Source organism: Streptomyces klenkii, from assembly GCF_003626645.1.
GTDB classification, from domain to species: domain Bacteria; phylum Actinomycetota; class Actinomycetes; order Streptomycetales; family Streptomycetaceae; genus Streptomyces; species Streptomyces klenkii.
On sequence record NZ_RBAM01000006.1, the window covers coordinates 415470 to 431505 of the forward strand.

The following is a 16036-nucleotide window of genomic DNA, read 5'->3' on the forward strand; positions in this document are numbered from 1 at the left end:
TAGCGGTGCGTCACCACGTGTCGATCCCCATGGTCTTCGCCGCGCTGTGAACGGCGTTGTAGTGCGCGATCGACATGTCGGACTTCTTGTCCTTCGCCGGCAGCTTCTTGTCGGCCTGCCGGAACTCGTCGCGGGCGGCGGCCAGCAGGCTGGTGCCGTAGCTGACCGGCACGTCGGTCTTCCCGTGGATCGGGTGCGACTTGGCCGCCGTCCGGCTGCCCGCGTCGGCCAGGGTGCTGCGGGCCTGGTTGTACGCGGCGGCCTTGATCGTCTTCGGGTTGGGCACCACCGCGTGCGCACCGGCCACCGGGCGCGGGTCGTCGGTGACGACGGCGGCGGAGGCGGGAACGACGGCGGCAGCAGCGGCTCCGAGCACCACGGCGGCGGCGAGCCCCGTCCGGACGATGAGCTTCATGCGATACCTCTTCAGTTCGAATCAAGCATTCCGGTTCGATACGCCGACCAGCCTGCTGCATGGCGATCACGCAACAAAAGGATGTTTTGCGCCGAAGATCCCGGCGTGTCGGCCCCCGTCCGCTACGAGACCGTCACTTCGGCGATGCCCGTGCGGGACCCGGCGGGCCCGGCACCGTGCACCGCCACCCGTACGTACCGCGTGGACACCGGCGAGGCCCTGCCGCCGGGCGGGGCGTCGCGCCAGTGCCGGCCGTCGGCCGAGAGCTGGACGGCGTACGAGGCCGGGGCCGGGCCGGTCCAGGCCGGGGTGACCTCGGTGACGCGTACGGACTTGCCGAGGTCGGTGGTCAGGCTGCCGTCCGGGCCGTCCGGGACCCAGGCCGTGGCCGTGTTGCCGTCGACGGCGGCCGCCGCGTACATGCCGGGTTCCTCGGAGGAGGCGGTGGCGGCGGTGCAGCGGGCAGCGTTGGCGGTGGGCTTGAGGTCGGGGCGGCGGGTGTCGAGCACGGCCGGGGCCGCCTTCGTGACGGTCTTCGCGCCCTGCGGCGTGTCGAGGGGCATCGGCGCGCCGTCGGTGAGCCGTACGGTGGTGCGCCGGGCGCCGAGCTCGACGTCGTACGTGCGGCCCTGCCAGCGCAGCCCGCGCAGGGTGACGCCGCGGCCGAGCTGCGGGGGCAGCATCGGGTCGAGGTGCAGCCGGTCCTCGCGCATCCGCATGCCGGTCAGGCCGTTGGTGAAGATCTGGAGGAAGCCGCCCTTGCCGGTGAGGAAGTCGTGCGCGGGCGAGCCGGCCAGCGGGTCCTCGGCGCCCGCCTTCGCGCCGCGGGCCTCGGAGAACTGGGCGAAGGGCCCGCGGACGAACGGCCTGATGGCGCGCTGGAGATAGGTGTACGTCGAGCAGCCCGGTTCGCCGATCGCGGCGGAGACGACGGCGTGCACCGAGTCCGTCATGGCCGGGCCGTCGGGGTCGGTCCGCTGCGCGTAGTAGTCAAGGGTGCTCGCTGCCGCGCCCTGCGGCATGGGCCACTCCAGCGGGTACATCAGCAGCACCGTATCCGCCTGTTTGATCTTGCTGCCGCGGTAGCCGTCGTACTGCTCGAAGACCTTGTGCTGCGCGTCGTAGGGGATCCGGATGCGGTCGGCGATCGCCGTCCACTCCCCCGGGGCGCGCTCGCCGATCAGCTGTGCGGCGCGGGCGGCATTGCGCAGTGCGGTGGCTGCGCCCGCGTTGGTGAAGACCGCGTCGTCGACGCCGTTGCTGTACTCGTCGGGGCCGGCGGTGTCCTTGATGGAGTAGCTGCCGTCCGTGTTGCGGCTGACCCGCCCGGCCCAGAACTCGGCGATGCCCTTCATGACGGGCCAGCCGCGCCCGCGCAGCCACGCGGTGTCGCCGGTGGCGAGGTAGTACTGCCAGGCGGCCAGGGAGATGTCCGACTGGAGGTGGATCTGGGTGCGGCAGTGGGGCGGGTCCACGCTGTGGCACTCCTGGGCCAGGTCGCCCTTGCTGCCGCTGTTCCAGGGGTAGAACAGGCCCTGGTAGCCGAGCTTGCGGGCGTTCTCGCGGGCTCCGGGGAGGGTGCGGTAGCGGTACTCGACGACACTCCTGGCGAGTGCGGGGTCGGTGGCCAGCAGGGCCGGGTACATCCACGTCTCGGCGTCCCAGAACACCAGTCCCGCGTAGTTGTCGCTGGTGAGCCCGGCCGGGGCGATGCTGTCGGAGGCGTCCTTGCGGCTGCTGGAGAGCAGGCCGTAGCGCGCGGAGCGCACCCATGCCTGGAGGTCGCGCTGCCCGGGCACCTCGATATCGGCGCGCCACAGGCGGGCCCAGGCGGCGGTGTGGGCGCGCAGCAGGCCGTCCCAGCCGCGCCGGGCGGCGCGCTGCGAGGCGTCGGTGGCGTCGCGGCGGGGTGCGGGCGAGGTCAGAGCGGTGTCCACGCCGACGTACTTGGTGAGTTCGTAGGCGTGGCCGTTGCGCACGGGGAAGGCGAGGGACTGCCGTGCGCTCAGGTTCGCGGCGGCGTCGGCGCTCCGGGCTGCGGTCGTGCGCACGCCGTTCCCGGCGCGCAGGGTGGAGGCGACGGCGCCGTCGGTGTTCGTGCCGTCGGTGCGGAAGGTGACGTCCATGGTGCGGCCGTCATGGCCGTCGCGGCCGTCGCGGCCGGGGCCCTCGGTCCGGTCGCCCCCGCCGGTCCCGCTCATGCGCCGGGCGCCGTGCCCGTCGATCACGTCGGTGACGGTGGCCTCGCCGCTCCAGCGCGGTGTCATGCGCAGCCGGACGGCGCCCGCGTGCGGGTCGTTGCGGTCGGCGAGCACCTCGTAGACGAGATCGGTCTTCCTGCCGTCGGCGGCGGTCCACGTCAGGGACGTACGGACGATGCCGCAGTGCAGGAAGAGGGTCTGGCGGTAGCCGGACACCCGGCCCGGTTCCGTCGAAGAGTTGAAGGTGTCGCCGTGTGCGCCGCCGGTGCCGACGGTGAGCCCGGTCCAGGTCGGCAGGGCCGCGACGGCCTGCCGGTCGTCCGCGGTCTGCGGGTTGTGCGCGTAGAGGCCGGAGACGAACGAGCCGTCGTAGGAGGGGGTGAAGAGCGGCCAGCCGGTCTTGGTGTCGCTCGCGGAGTAGCCGGTGCCGTTGGGCGGGACGCGCTGCCCCAGATAGCCGTTGCCCACGTAGGCATGGTGGGTGTCGGCGGTGTCGATGCGGGTGGAGTCGAGCGACCAGCCGTCACCCGTCCGGCAGCCGGCGGACGGGGGAACGGCGGCGGGGGAACGGTCTGCGGTGGGGGGTTGTGATGCGGACGCCGCGGCCGCGGGCGCCACCGGGGCGACGAGCGCTCCGGCGAGCAGCAGCGCGGTCAGGCGGGCGGGACGCGGGCGCGGGCGCGCTCCGGGGGAGTACGTCATTGTTCTCCGTCGTTCTCGTATCTCCTGCGAGAGTCCCGCGACCATAAAGTTGCTGAACGGATAACGTCAATGGTTGGCGTTGTTCATACAACTTCCGAAGCTAGGGCCGATGCGGGCGGCAACGCCGCCGCCGGGGCGCGGTTCCAGCTCATCCGGGACCACGGGAGGGCCAGCCGGCTCTGGTCGGGCACCTCTTGCGGGGCGAAGTCCGCGAGGGGCGCGGCCTCGCGGTGCCGGGCGTAGACGGTGTCGACGTAGCGGTGTCCGGTGTCGGCGGCGAGGAAGAGGACCGTCCGCCCGGGGCTGCGTTCGCGTTCGTGGCGGGCGGCGAGGTAGCCGGCGCCGGTGGACAGCCCCGCGAAGACCGCGTGCCGCCGCAGCAGGTCGACGCTGCCGGCCAGCGCCGCTTCGAAGGAGATCCAGTGCAGGGTGTCGTACAGCTCGTGCGAGACGTTCCCGAAGGGGATGGAGCTGCCGATCCCGGCGATGATGATCTCGGGGTCGGAGACGTGCCCGGCGCCGAAGGTGACGCTGCCGTACGGCTGGACGCCGACGAGTTCGACGTCCGCAGGGCCGCCGGGGGCCGCGCGCAGGTAGCGGGCGAGGGCGCCGGTGGAGGCTCCTGACCCGACGCCGCCGACGACGGTGAGCGGGGCCGGGCCTGTCGCCGCCCGGACCTGGTCGGCGATCGCACGGTAGCCGAGGTAGTGGATGTCGTCGTGGTACTGCCGCATCCAGTGGTACTCGGGGTGCGCGGCGAGGATCTCGTGGATCCGCTCGACGCGCCGCTTCTGGTCGAGCTTGAGGTCGCTGCACGGCTCCATCTGCTCCAGCTTCGCCCCGAGGACGGCGAGCTGGGTGCGCAGCGTGCGGTCCACCGTCGTCGAGCCGACGATGTGGCAGCGCATGCCGTGCCGGTGGCAGGCCAGGGCGAGGGCGTACGCGTAGATGCCGCTGGAGCTGTCCAGCAGGGTGTCGCCGCGCCGCACGGCGCCGGTGTCGAGCAGGTGGCGTACCGCGGCGAGGGCGGAGACGACCTTCATCGTCTCGAAGCGCAGGCAGACGAGCCGGTCGTCGAGGCGTATCAGGTCCGGCCGGCCGATCGACTCCGCGATGTGCTGGTCCATTCGGGATCCCTTTGGTGGTGGTGGTGAAAGGCGGGGAAGTTGCCAAAAGTGGGGAAGGTCCGGGTGGCCGGGATGCCGTGGGCGTCCAGGGCGCGCAGGCAGCTGCGGACGCGGTGCCGCAGGCCCGGCGCGGCCGGGTCGAACAGCACGCCCGCCACGGCGCCGCTGTGCGCGATCTGGACGCCTACGGCCCCGACCCGGCGGCTGATGGCGGTCAGCGCGCCGAACTCCGGGTGGCCGAGCACCTGCTGGCCGCGGCGCGCGCTCGCGGTGGCGACCTGCCCGAGCAGGTGCGCGTCGCCGGTGGCCACCGCCCGGCGCAGCCGTGTGCGCAGCCGCTCGAAGTCCCGGACGCCGGCCTCGGTGGCCTCCCGTACGGGCAGGGCGAGGGTGTCCACGGGCGCGCCCCCGCCGAGGGCGCAGCCCACCACGACCAGCGGCGGCAGGGCGGGGCCGAGGACCTCCAGGACCCGGCCCTCGCGCTGGGCGAACAGCACCGGACGGCCGTCCAGCATCAGCGGGTCGCAGGCCAGCTCCGCCCGGACGGCCAGCCGGGCGACCGCGTCGGGAGCGAGCCGGAGCCGGTACGAGTCCGCGACCGCGCGCACGGCGGCGATCACGTCGCTGGTGGAGCTGCCCATGCCCAGGCCGACCGGTACGTCGCACGTGAGCCGCAACTCCCCGCCGCAGGGCGGCCGGCCGGCCCGCTCCGCGCACTCGGCGACCGCGAGGGCCGCGGCCCGGGCGGCTTTCGTACGGTCGGCGGGGACGACGGTGAGCGCGCCGGGCGGGGTGCCGGGCCGGCGGACGAACTCGGCGTGGCTGCCGGGGCCGGCCATCGGCAGGGTGACCAGGCCCGCGCACCGGCGCCCGTCGCCGTCGAGGAAGACGCCCTGGAGGATCTCGCCGTGGTGGCAGGGGGCGTGCCCGGTGCCGGCGGGCGCGCCGCCGGCACCGGGGGCCGCCGGGCGGGCGGCGGGCGTCACGCGCCGCCCGCCGGCCGGTAGCGGTACAGGACGCTCTCCTCGGCGCTGAACTGGGAGAAGGGGAACGGTTCCGCGGACAGGGCGGTCACGCCCGAGCCGAGGAACGCGCGGGCGACGGCGCTGCCGGTCTGGGCGTAGACGACCAGCGGGACGCCCCGGGACCGGCAGCGCTCCAGGATGGTGTCGAACGAGCCGTTGCTCAGGGTCATTCCGGTGGCGACCACGGCGTCGGCGCGGTCGAGCACCGCGTGCATGTCGTCGGTGACGGGGTCGCCCCACTGGGTGGACTTGAGGTTGAAGTCGCAGGGCAGCGGGGCGCCGCCGCGCTCGCGTATCGCCGCGACCAGCGGGTTGACGACGCCGATGAGGCCGACCCGCGCGCCCTCCTCGATGTCCAGCAGGCCGGCGACGGCCGCGTCGCGGGCCCTCGCCCGGGACTCCGGGGTGCCGGTGGGGAGGGTGACGGCCTCGGCGTCGCCCGCCGCGGCGGCCGCGCGGTGCGGGCGGGTCTCGGAGAGGTAGGCGTCGAGGGCGGCGATCCGCAGCGGGCGCGGGGCCTTGCGCAGCAGGACGTCGAGCGGGGCGCCGGAGGAGTCGCGGCAGACCGACGGGTCGATCTCGCCGGCCTCGAAGGCGCAGCCGCCGAACGAGCCGCCGAGGCGGACCAGGACGTACTGGTTGAGGTAGGTGGTGTCACCGCCGGCGAGCCGGGTGCCGTGGTGGAGCCAGAACACGCTGGTCGCGGTGAGTTCGGAGGGGAGCGGGCCGTGTTCGCCCGCGAGGACGGCTTCGACGAGCGCGTCGACGGAAACGGAAGGGGCGGGAGGCGTCGGGGTCATGGGATTCCTTTTCACGGGGAGGGATGGGACATGGGGGCCGGTGCGCCGAGCGGTCCGCGGTAGGTGACGGCGGGGTGCCCCAGGGCGTCGGTGGTGAGTTCGGCGTCCACCTCGAAGACTTCGGCGAGCCGCTCGGCGGTCAGGACGGCGGCGGGGGTGCCGGAGGCGATCAGGCGTCCGTGGTGCAGGAGCAGCAGCCGGTCGCAGTACCGGGCGGCGAGCGACAGGTCGTGCAGCGCGACCAGGACGGTCTGGTCCGTACGGGTCAGCAGCCGCATCAGTTCCAGCTGGTGTTTAACGTCGAGGTGGTTGGTGGGCTCGTCGAGCAGGAGCGCGTACGGCTGCTGGGCCAGTGCGCGGGCGATGTGGGCGCGCTGCCGCTCGCCGCCCGACAGCGCCTTCCAGGAGCGGCCGGCCAGTGCGGTGAGCCCGAGGCGCTCCAGCGCGGCGCCGACGACCGCCCGGTCGGTGGCGTCCGGTCCGCGCCAGCGGTCCCGGAACGGGGTCCGGCCCAGGCCCACGACGTCGGCGACCCGCAGATCGCTGTCCGCGCCCGGGTCCTGTCCGGCGAAGGCGACGTGGCGGGCGATCCTGCGCGCGCTCCAGTCCCGTACGTCCTCGCCGTCGTAGCGGACCGTGCCCGCGCCGGGGGCTCGCAGGCCGGCCAGGCAGCGCAGCAGCGAGGACTTGCCCGAGCCGTTGGGGCCGAGCAGCCCGACCGTCTCGCCGGGGGCGATGTCCGCGCTGACCTCGCGTACGACCGGGGTGCCCGCCACCGACCAGCTCAGCTCTTCGGCGGCGATCCTCACAGTTCACCCCTTTTGCGCAGGACGAGGAGGAAGAGCGGCACGCCGAGGAGTGCGGTGATCACGCCCACGGGAACCTCGCGGGGCGCGAACGCGATCCGCGCCAGCGCGTCCGTCCACACCAGGAACACCGCGCCCGCGAGCGCCGCGTACGGCAGCAGCACCCGGTGCAGCGGGCCGGCGAGGAAGCGCACCCCGTGGGGGACGATCAGGCCGACGAAGCCGATGGCGCCGACGGTGGCCACCGCCACCGCGGTCAGCGCGGCCGTGACCACGAGCAGCAGCATCCGCGTACGCCGTACTCCGATCCCCAGGGACGCGGCGGTGTCGGTGCCGAAGGCGAGCCCGTCGAGGGCGTTCGAGCAGAGCCACGCGGCCAGCAGCCCCAGCGGTGTGACGACCGCGCAGACCACGACGGTGTTCCAGCGGGCGGGCGCCATCGAGCCCAGCAGCCAGTGGGTGACGGCCCGCGTGGTGTCCGCGTCCGCCGACGCCATCAGGACGAGGGAGGTGAGCGCGGTGAAGAGCTGGCCGACGACCACGCCGGTGAGGACGATGCGGGACGAGTCCAGGCCGGTGCGCCGCAGCAGCAGCATGAGCAGCCCGAAGGAGAGCAGGGCACCGGCGAGCGCGCCTCCGGTGACGCCGAGCGCGCTCGCTCCCACCCCGAGGACGACCACAGCGACGGCTCCCGTTGAAGCGCCCGAGGAGACGCCGAGGAGGTAGGGGTCGGCGAGCGCGTTGCGGGTGACCGCCTGGAGCACCGTGCCGCACACGGCGAGCGAGGCGCCGACGAGGGCGGCCATCAGCACGCGCGGCAGCCGCAGGTCCCAGATGAGGGAGTCCACCAGCGGGGGCAACGGCTCCACGCCCAGGCCGAGACGGGTGCCGAGGGCGCGGGCGAGGCCGGTCCAGCCCACGTCGGCGGTGCCGATGGTCACGGCCGTGGCGACCGAGCCCGCCAGGGCGCCGAGCGCGAGGAGGAAGAGGAGGACCCGGGTCGCGGCGGACCGGCCGGACCGCGGCGCGGCGACGGAGTCCTCCGTCACCACCCGCTCGCGGGCCGCCGGAAGCAGGAGATCCACCGCACCCCTCCGGGCCACGGGGTCAGCGGACATACCCGAGGTCCTTCATCCCCTCGGCCAGCATTCCCAGGGCGTGCACCGAGCGCACGGACGGGTCCAGCTCGATGCCCGGCACTTCGAGGATCTTGTTGTCCCGGACCGCGGCCAGCTTGGAGACCACCGGGTGTTCGGTCATCGCGGCGCGCTTCTCGGCGGCGCTGTCGCCCGGCCGCCCGCGCTCGGACAGGTCACCGATCACGATGAAGTCCGGGTTGCGCTTGGCCACCTCCTCCCAGGAGACCTCCGGCCAGTCCTCGTTGACGTCGTCGAAGGCGTTCTTCGCGCCGATGATCCGGCTCATCTCGCTGGGCAGGCCGCTCTTGCCCGCCACGTACGGCATGCCGTTGAAGACGGAGTAGAGGTAGACGACGGTCGGGCGGTCCTTGCCCGCGGGGGACTTGGCGGCGTTCTCCCCCGCCTCGGCGACCGCGGCGCGCTGGCCGGCGGCGAGCTTGCGGGCCCGCTCCTCGGCGCCGAAGACCTTGCCGAGGTTCTCGTAGTCGGAGAAGAGGAGTTCGAAGGGGGTATTGCCGGCCGGGTTCCGCCGCGGGCAGTCCACGGCGCTGACGAAGGTGGGGACCTTGAGGGCGGCCAGCTCCTCGCGGGTGCCGGCGCGGTCCTTGGTGAAGAGGTCCGTGGAGCCGCCGACGACGAAGTCGGGGGCGGCGGAGCGCAGCTGCTCGGCGGTGGCGATCTTCGGGGCGATGACCGGGACCTCGGCGTACGCGGCCCGGTACTGCGCGGGGATCTTCGTCTTGAGGTTGGCCGTTCCCGCCATCCGGTCCTGGAGCCCGAGTTCGAGCAGGGTCTCGGTGGAGGTCTGGTCCAGGGTGACGGTGCGCTGCGGGGGCTTGGCGAAGGACAGCTGACGGCCGCAGCTCGTGACGGAGGCCGCGGTGGCGGACTCGGCGTCCGCTGCGGGGCTGTCGCGCGCTGCCGTGGAGCAGCCCGCGGTGGCGAGGGCGATGGCCAAGGCGATGCCGAGGCGGGCGGGGTGGCGCATGGGGTCTCCAGTCCGGGAGGGGGTGCCGCGTTCGAAGGGTACTGTAATGGTATTCATTTTCATTAAGCGAACCCGGGTGCGATCCGGCCCGCCGGTCCGCACCCCCGCCCCCACCCCGAGGAGCAAGCACACCGTGCCGACCACACCCCCGCCGACCGTGGCCAAGTCCGCCGCCCCGCCCCCGCGTTCGGTCCTCCGCGACCCCGCGTTCCTGCGCCTGTGGGCGGGCACCACCGCCTCCGGCCTCGCGACCTGGGCCCTGCCCTTCGTCCTGGGACTCGCCGTCCTCCACCGCGACCTCGGCGCGGCCGGCCTCGGCCTGGTCCTCGCCGCACGCACCGCCGGCTTCCTCGCCGCCGTCGCCGTCGGCGGCGTGCTGGCGGACCGGCACTCCCGCCGCGCCGTCGTCCTCTGGTCGGCCCTCGCGGCGGCGGTCGCCGCGCCCCTCCTCGCCGCCGGACTCGGCCGCTCGCTCGTGCTGATGACGGCCGCCGCCGCCCTCGCGGGCGCCGGACAGGGCGCCTGCCGCCCGGCGTTCCAGGCGCTCACCGCCGAGACCGTCGCCCCCGGCCACCGCCAGCAGGCCAACGCCGCCATGACCATGGCCGTACGCGGCTCCACGCTCGCCGGGCCCGCCCTGACCGCGCTGCTCGCCGCCTTCCTCGACGTCTCGACGCTCCTGCTCGGCATCGGCCTGCTCTGGCTGGTCGCCGCGCTCGTCCCGGGCAAGGGGACCGCCGGTGCCACCGCGGCGGACCCGGCCGCGGCGCCCGCCCCGCGCGCCGGCTTCCGCGCCGAGTTCCTCGAAGGGATACGGGAGGCGCGACGCCACCCCTGGTTCCTCGCCGGGCTCGCCGCCCTCGTCGCGGTCATCGCCCTCGGCTACTCCGCCACCAGCGTCGCGCTGCCCCTGATCACCCGCGACCGCTACGGCACCGAGTGGGTCCTCGCCGCGGCCATGACCGCGTACACCGTGGGCGCGCTCGGCGGCGCCCTGGTCATCGCCCGATGGCGGCCGCGCTCCCAGGGCTGGGCCGCCTTCGCGGGGCTCGCCGCGTACGGCGTCGCTCCGCTGAGCCTGATGCTGCCCGTGCACCCGGTCATGGTCGTCGCCGCGTACGCCGTCGCCGGGATCGGGATCGAGCTGTTCAACGTGCCCTGGTTCACGGCCACCCAGCGCGAGGTCGCCCCGGAGAAGCTGGCCCGCGTCTCCTCGCTGGACTTCCTGGTGTCCTACGGCCTGGCCCCCGTCGGCCTGGCCGTGATCGCCCCGGCCATCGACGCGTTCGGCACCACGCCCGTCCTCGCGGTCTGCGCCGCCGCCTGCTTCCTCGTACCGGCCGCGGCGGCCCTGGTGCCCACAGCCCGCCACTTCACCCGCTGAGGCGACGGGCTATCGCTATCGGTCCATGGGGTGGGCCCCGGGGCCGGTGGTCCCCGCCGTGGCGGCGGCTTCCAGGTGTGCCACGAGGGCGTCCGTGACTGATCCGACGGCTTGAGGGGTGAGCATGTGACCCATGCCCGGGACCATCGTCAGGCGTGCGCCCGTGATCGCTTGCGCGATCAGCCGGCCGTGTCCGGGCTTGACCGGTTCGGCCGTGCCCTCGATGACGAGGGTGGGGGCGGTGACCCGGGCCGGTGCGCCCACCGGTTCCCATTCCAGGTCGGCCATGCCGGCGAGCCGGTGGTTGCCCGCGGTGCGCGGGTCGCGCATGCGGTCGTGGAGCTTCTCCTCCAGGCGGCGCTGGGCGTCCTCGTCGAACGCGGACGGACGCTCGGTGCCGTGGAGGATACGGGCGACCTCGATCTGGAAGTCGACGGCCTCGGCCCGGGTGGCCGGGGGCGGGCTCACGGCCGCCTTGCGGAAGAACTCCGTGAACTCCGGCGCCGGTTCCGGCAGGCTGCCCTCCGGCTGCGGCTCGCCCATCAGCGCGCGGACCAGAACCTGTCCTTCGTTCTCGCCCAGGGGGGACGAGCCGATCACGGTGAGGCTGCCGACCCGGCCGGGGTGGTCGGCCGCGATCCACTGGGCGAGGAGACCGCCCGCCGAGTGCCCCACGAGGTGAGCGGAGCCGATGCCCAGGGCGTCCATGAGGCCTACGGCGTCGGCCTTGAGGTCGGCCCAGGTGTAGGGGTGCTCGGTGAAGTCGCGGGCGGTCGAGCGGCCCACGTCCCGGTGGTCGTAGCGCACGACGCGGTGGCCCGCCGCGGCGAGCCGGCCGACGAACTCGTCCGGCCACAGCAGCCCCTGGCTCATCGAACCGGCTATGAGCAGCACCGCCGGGTGGGAGGGGTCGCCGAACTCCTCCGTCCACAGCTCGATGTCGCCCACCGTGACCATACGTCCCATTGCTGACATTCCCTGCCCCTTCGTCCGGTCCGCTTGTCGTGCGGACAGGCAGTACTTTGCCGTCCCCTCTCCACCAGTGGCATCCGTAGGACCACTGGTGCGGGACCACTGGGTACTGGGCCCTTACGGCCCCTTACCGGCCCCTACCGCAGCAGGCGGGCGAGTTCGGTGCGGGAGGTGATGCCGAGCTTGGGGTAGACCTTGTACAGGTGGTACTCGACGGTGCGCGGGCTCAGGAAGAGCCGGGCCGCGACGTCCTTGTTGCTCACTCCTTCGGCGACGAGCCGGGCGATGCGCAGCTCCTGGGCGGTGAGGGTTTCGAGGAGGGCGGGCCCGGCGGGGTCGGTCGTCTCACCGGCCGCCCGCAGCTCGCCCTGCGCGCGGCGCTCCCACGGCGCCGCCCCCAGGCGGTGGAAGGTTTCCGCGGCGTCGCGCAGGTGAGGGCGCGCCTCGCCCGCGCGGCGGGCGCGACGCAGCCGCTCGCCCAGCAGGAGCGCGGTGCGGGCCCGCTCATAGGCGGTGGCGTCGCGGTCATCGCCGGTGTCGAGGAGTGCGAGGGCCTGCCGCAGGAGGGCGGGGGCGGTGACGTCGTCGGCGACGAGTGCCTGGCAGCGGGCGAGCACCGCCCGCGCGCGGGGCGAGGTGGCGTGGGCCGACCACTGCTGGAGGAAGCCGGTGGCGGCACGGGCCGCCGTGTGGTCGCCCGCCGCGACGGCGGCCTCCACCCGGTCGGCGGTGGAGCCCCACACCACGACGGGGTGCCCCGCTCCCGGTCCCGCCGTGGTCAGTGCCATGAGCCGCTCGTGGGCGCGGTCGTGGCGGCCGAGGCCGAGGTCGAGCAGGCCCAGCGCGTACGAGGCCACCGCGGCGCGCAGTCCGAGGCGGTGCGGGATGGCGATGGCCAGGGCCTCGTGCGCGTAGGCCCGGCAGTCGTCCTCCTGACCGCGGACGGCGGCGCAGACGGCGAGGTTGGCGAGGTGGGCCGCGGCGGAGTTGTCGAGGCCGGTCTCGCGGGCGAGTGCCAGGCCTTCCTGGGAGAGGGCAATGCTGAGCGCGATGTTGCTGTTCATGCGCTCGGCGGTGGCGGCGTTCTCCAGGACGACGGGCAGGGTGCCCACCATGCCGGAGACCTTCGCGACGCGGCCGGCGCGGGCGCCGTGGCGGGCGGCGGCGTCGCTCTCGCCGAGCAGGCTGGCGGCGGCGGCCGCCCACAGCAGGTGGGCGGCTTGCCGACTGTCGTCGCCGTTGTTGTTGTCGTTGTTGTTGTCGTTGTTGTTGTCCGGGACGGCGGCCAGGGCCCGGCGCAGCAGACGCGCGCCGCCGTCGGTGTCCCCGCTGTGCCATGCGCCCATTCCGGTCAGGATGTCGCGCAGGAACGCGTCGGCGGCGGTGTCGGTGTCGGTGTCGGCGGCATCCTCGGGCCCGGCCGGCGCCCCGGGCGCCGGGGCCAGTTCGGCCGCCCGGCTGCCGATCCGCACGGCGGCGTCGGTGTCTCCTACGTACGAGGCGGCCTCCGCGGCGTCGGCGAGCAGGGCGAGGACGACCCGCCGGGCAGCGCCCGTACGCGGCGAGTGCGAGGCGTCCGCGGCGCCGTGCGGAGACGGCGGCCCACCCGCTGACCCTGCGTCCGGCGGCAGCGTGTGCGCGGCGGCGCGTTCCGCCGCGGTCAGGAAAGCTCGAAGCGCCTCGGCGGCGTTGCCGGAGGACAGCTCGAACCTGCCGCTGAGCTGGGCGATCTCGGCCAGCAGGACGGGGTCTTCGGCGAGTTCCCGGGCCGCCGCGAGGGCGGACTGCGCCCGCCCGGGATGGCCGCCGAGCCACGCGGCCGCCGCAGTGTCTTTCAGCCGCCGGGCCCTGGCGGGCTCGTCCGGGGTCAGCTCGGCGGCCCACGACAGCATCCCTGCGGCGTCGGCGTATCCGCCGCGGGTGCCTGCCCGGTCGCCGGCGGCGGCGAGTTCGGCGGCGATCTCCTCGTCCGGGCCGGTCGCGGCCTCGGCCCGGTGCCGGGCGGCGCGATCGCGGTCGCCCGCCTCGGACAGCAGCGCGGCAAGGTGTCCGTGCACCGCGCGACGCGCCGCCGGTCCGGCACCGGCGTGTACGGCGGCGCGGATCAGCGGGTGCCGGAAGCGGACTTCGGCAGGCCGGATCTCCACGACACCGGCGGCCTCGGCGGCGTACAGGGCGTCGGGTGACGCCCCGAGCCGCTCCCCCGCCGCCCGGATCAGCCGGACGTCACCCCGTCCCTCCAGCGCGGCGACGAGCAGGACCAGCCGGGTGTCCTCGGGCAGCCGCGCGATCTGCCCGCCGTAGACGCCGGCCATGCCGTCGCCCAGAGGCAGCGGGTCGGGCAGTGGTGCCCGGCCCGCCAGTTGCTCGGCGGTCAGCAGGCCTGCCGTCTCACTCAGGGCCAGCGGATTGCCGCCGGTCGCCGCGGTGAGAGCATCGACAACGGCAGGCGCCGGCCCGGCCGCCGTGCCTGCCACGCCCTTCATGCCCGCCGCCAGCACTTCCCTTGCGCTCCCGGCGTCCAGCCCGGCCAGGTCCATGGCAGGCAGAGTGCGCAGCGCCTGCCGGGTGCCGGGGGTGTCACGCGTACCGATCAGCAGTCCCGCTCCGTCGCTCCCGAAGCGCCGGGCCGCGAACAACAAGGCGTCGGCGGAGGCCTGGTCGACCCACTGGAAGTCGTCGACGACACACACCAGGCCCCCGGGCACCGCTGCCTCCGCGAGAAGGGACAGCACCCCGGCCGCCACCAGGAACCGGTCCTGGGCGGCCGCGGGCTCGGCGATCCCGAGAGCGGCGCGAACGGCGTCCCGCTGGGCGCCGGGCAGCGCATCGGCCAGCCCGGCGACCGGGCGCAGCAGCTGGTGCAGCGCGGCGAAGGCCATGCCCGACTCGGGCTCGGCACCGGTCGCCGACAGCACCCGGGCGGGGGCGGCGCGGCGGGCGGCGTACTCCAGGAGCGTCGACTTGCCTGCCCCGGGCTCGCCGCGCAGCACCAGGGCCCGGCCGGCGCCGGAGCGTACCTCCTTCAGGAGCGCCTCGATCGCCTCGAGTTCGTCCCCGCGCCCGCTGATCCGGTCGACCGCCATGCTGTTCCGTGCCCCCGTGAACGCCGCAAGGACGGCCCCGTGCCCTCCTCCCCTCGGCGCGGCCGACTGTACCTTCCAGTTCATCAGCCGAGGCATCAGCTCATCAGGAGCAGCCGCGTCTGCGGCACCAGCTTCCGGTTCACGCTGGTGCTCTGCACGAAGATCGTGAAGTCGTCGTTGTGGTCCGGCTTGACGCGGACTTCCGCGTCCGGCAGGCCGAGCAGGGCCCGGGCCTCCGGCCCCGTGTACACCCGGTCCGTCTTCTTCTCCAGCACCGCGATCTGCTTCCGCGCCTGGATCTTCTCCGACTTGCTCAGCTGATAGAAGGCACCGCCGGTGCGGTAGGTGTGGCCGCTTTCGACGACCCAGTCCCGGATGGCCGCTTCGCGGGCCACCGGAATCAGCTGGTACGCCGACGGATCGGCCGGGGTGAGGCCGGCCGCCTCGATGGTGTCCTTGTTGACCGCTTCCGCGCCCATGGAGAACACCGCCCGCGATCCCCGGATGCCCTGGGTGCGGCCCACCATGAACTTCTCGGTGGCCTCCTGGATGACCTGCCCGGCCTCCTCCAGGCCCTGCGTGCTCGTGGCGTCCCAGATGGCGATGTTGTCCTTCGGGAAACCGCACCGCATGGCCTCGCGCTTGCCCATCTGGTCCGGCACGAGAACGGCCAGCGTCCAGTTGTCCTGCTGCGTCTCGATCATCTCGGCCACGGCCCGCACGAGCTCACGCTGGTCCCTGGTGGGGGCATCCACGCAGTGGTGACTCGCGTTCTCCTGCCCGTCGGTGAGCACGAACGTCAGGAAGCTGTGGTCGCCGTACAGCTGAGCTGTCTGCGCCAGCTCCCGCTGCGACTTCAGCGCGGCCGCCAGCAGGGCCGTCATCCCACCGACCCGGTACAGCTCCTTCAGGGACGGCATCCGCAGCACGTCCTTGTCGTAGATGACGCACTCCACCGTGTTCGCGAAGACGTACACCGTGACGCGGGTCTCCTGGTCCAGCTCCTCCGACCGGCGGGCCAGGTAGGCGATCTGCTGGTCGGCGACTTCGACGACCTTACGGCTCAGATGTGACATCGACGAACTGGCGTCCAGCACGAGAGCAACGTGGTTGATGTAGTTCTGGTTTCCGGACATGACGGCTCCCCCGAAATCTTCTCCGACTCGATGCTCCGATCCTCGCAGCCACCACTGACAATCGACCTTCACGACGATGCCCGGCGGCCTCAGTCGGCCGGTGAGCCCGGAGGCCGCCCGGCGGCGCGGCCTTCTCGCGGGGTGCGGCGGCCTCGCGGGGCGCGTCGGCGGCTTTGCGCGTTCCTTCGAAACCGGCAGCCCGCAACCGATGTACGCCGCCAGTTACGATCAGCCCCATGCGGCAAGAGGCTCTCG

At 74.0% G+C, this 16036-nt stretch carries 12 protein-coding genes; 1 reads left to right on the forward strand and 11 read right to left on the reverse strand.

What is annotated here, in order from left to right:
* Positions 1 to 10 precede the first annotated feature (10 nt).
* The 8 genes from D7231_RS37080 to D7231_RS17155 form a co-directional block, all read right to left on the reverse strand.
* Complete coding sequence (locus D7231_RS37080; RefSeq protein WP_199739390.1) at positions 11 to 415, reverse strand: hypothetical protein; 405 nt, start codon at positions 413 to 415, stop codon at positions 11 to 13.
* A 122-nt stretch (positions 416 to 537) separates the two neighbouring features.
* Positions 538 to 3318: a discoidin domain-containing protein gene (locus D7231_RS17125; protein ID WP_120756317.1), complete on the reverse strand. Its 2781-nt coding sequence runs from the start codon at positions 3316 to 3318 to the stop codon at positions 538 to 540.
* Between the two features lie 83 nt (positions 3319 to 3401).
* Positions 3402 to 4445 carry a pyridoxal-phosphate dependent enzyme gene (locus D7231_RS17130; RefSeq protein WP_120756318.1) on the reverse strand — a complete coding sequence of 348 codons (1044 nt, stop codon included), beginning with the start codon at positions 4443 to 4445 and terminating at the stop codon, positions 3402 to 3404.
* Complete coding sequence (locus tag D7231_RS17135; RefSeq protein WP_120756319.1) at positions 4403 to 5431, reverse strand: GHMP family kinase ATP-binding protein; 1029 nt, start codon at positions 5429 to 5431, stop codon at positions 4403 to 4405. The genes D7231_RS17130 and D7231_RS17135 overlap by 43 nt, the downstream gene beginning before the upstream one ends.
* Positions 5428 to 6270 carry a Rossmann-like domain-containing protein gene (locus tag D7231_RS17140; RefSeq protein ID WP_120756320.1) on the reverse strand — a complete coding sequence of 281 codons (843 nt, stop codon included), beginning with the start codon at positions 6268 to 6270 and terminating at the stop codon, positions 5428 to 5430. The genes D7231_RS17135 and D7231_RS17140 overlap by 4 nt, the downstream gene beginning before the upstream one ends.
* Positions 6271 to 6281: 11 nt before the next feature.
* Positions 6282 to 7079, reverse strand: a complete 798-nt coding sequence (locus D7231_RS17145) for an ABC transporter ATP-binding protein (RefSeq protein WP_120756321.1) — start codon at positions 7077 to 7079, stop codon at positions 6282 to 6284.
* Positions 7076 to 8194: a FecCD family ABC transporter permease gene (locus tag D7231_RS17150; RefSeq protein ID WP_120756322.1), complete on the reverse strand. Its 1119-nt coding sequence runs from the start codon at positions 8192 to 8194 to the stop codon at positions 7076 to 7078. The genes D7231_RS17145 and D7231_RS17150 overlap by 4 nt, the downstream gene beginning before the upstream one ends.
* The gene (locus D7231_RS17155) at positions 8184 to 9203 is read right to left on the reverse strand and encodes an ABC transporter substrate-binding protein (protein ID WP_120756323.1); all 1020 of its coding nucleotides are present in this window, start codon (positions 9201 to 9203) and stop codon (positions 8184 to 8186) included. The genes D7231_RS17150 and D7231_RS17155 overlap by 11 nt, the downstream gene beginning before the upstream one ends.
* 133 nt (positions 9204 to 9336) lie before the next feature.
* Here D7231_RS17155 and D7231_RS17160 point away from each other — a divergent pair, with 133 nt between their 5' ends.
* A complete protein-coding gene (locus D7231_RS17160) occupies positions 9337 to 10587 on the forward strand; it encodes an MFS transporter (protein ID WP_120756324.1) in 1251 nt (416 codons plus the stop codon).
* 15 nt (positions 10588 to 10602) lie between these two features.
* On the opposite strand, the gene D7231_RS17165 is transcribed toward D7231_RS17160, so the two are convergent.
* From D7231_RS17165 to D7231_RS17175, 3 genes are all read right to left on the reverse strand, one after another.
* Complete coding sequence (locus tag D7231_RS17165; RefSeq protein WP_228774923.1) at positions 10603 to 11553, reverse strand: alpha/beta fold hydrolase; 951 nt, start codon at positions 11551 to 11553, stop codon at positions 10603 to 10605.
* 143 nt (positions 11554 to 11696) lie between these two features.
* Positions 11697 to 14645, reverse strand: coding sequence for a helix-turn-helix transcriptional regulator (locus tag D7231_RS17170; protein ID WP_120756326.1), 2949 nt, complete (start codon positions 14643 to 14645; stop codon positions 11697 to 11699).
* A gap of 95 nt (positions 14646 to 14740) precedes the next feature.
* Positions 14741 to 15781, reverse strand: coding sequence for a vWA domain-containing protein (locus D7231_RS17175; protein ID WP_120756327.1), 1041 nt, complete (start codon positions 15779 to 15781; stop codon positions 14741 to 14743).
* Positions 15782 to 16036 lie beyond the last annotated feature (255 nt).

Coding starts and splice junctions, on each gene's coding strand:
- D7231_RS17155 (WP_120756323.1), bottom strand. CDS start 9,203: ATGCGCCACCCCGCCCGCCTCGGCATCGCCTTGGCCATCGCCCTCGCC.
- D7231_RS17140 (WP_120756320.1), bottom strand. CDS start 6,270: ATGACCCCGACGCCTCCCGCCCCTTCCGTTTCCGTCGACGCGCTCGTC.
- D7231_RS17175 (WP_120756327.1), bottom strand. CDS start 15,781: ATGTCCGGAAACCAGAACTACATCAACCACGTTGCTCTCGTGCTGGAC.
- D7231_RS17165 (WP_228774923.1), bottom strand. CDS start 11,553: ATGGGACGTATGGTCACGGTGGGCGACATCGAGCTGTGGACGGAGGAG.
- D7231_RS17150 (WP_120756322.1), bottom strand. CDS start 8,194: ATGTCCGCTGACCCCGTGGCCCGGAGGGGTGCGGTGGATCTCCTGCTT.
- D7231_RS37080 (WP_199739390.1), bottom strand. CDS start 415: ATGAAGCTCATCGTCCGGACGGGGCTCGCCGCCGCCGTGGTGCTCGGA.
- D7231_RS17125 (WP_120756317.1), bottom strand. CDS start 3,318: ATGACGTACTCCCCCGGAGCGCGCCCGCGCCCGCGTCCCGCCCGCCTG.
- D7231_RS17130 (WP_120756318.1), bottom strand. CDS start 4,445: ATGGACCAGCACATCGCGGAGTCGATCGGCCGGCCGGACCTGATACGC.
- D7231_RS17170 (WP_120756326.1), bottom strand. CDS start 14,645: ATGGCGGTCGACCGGATCAGCGGGCGCGGGGACGAACTCGAGGCGATC.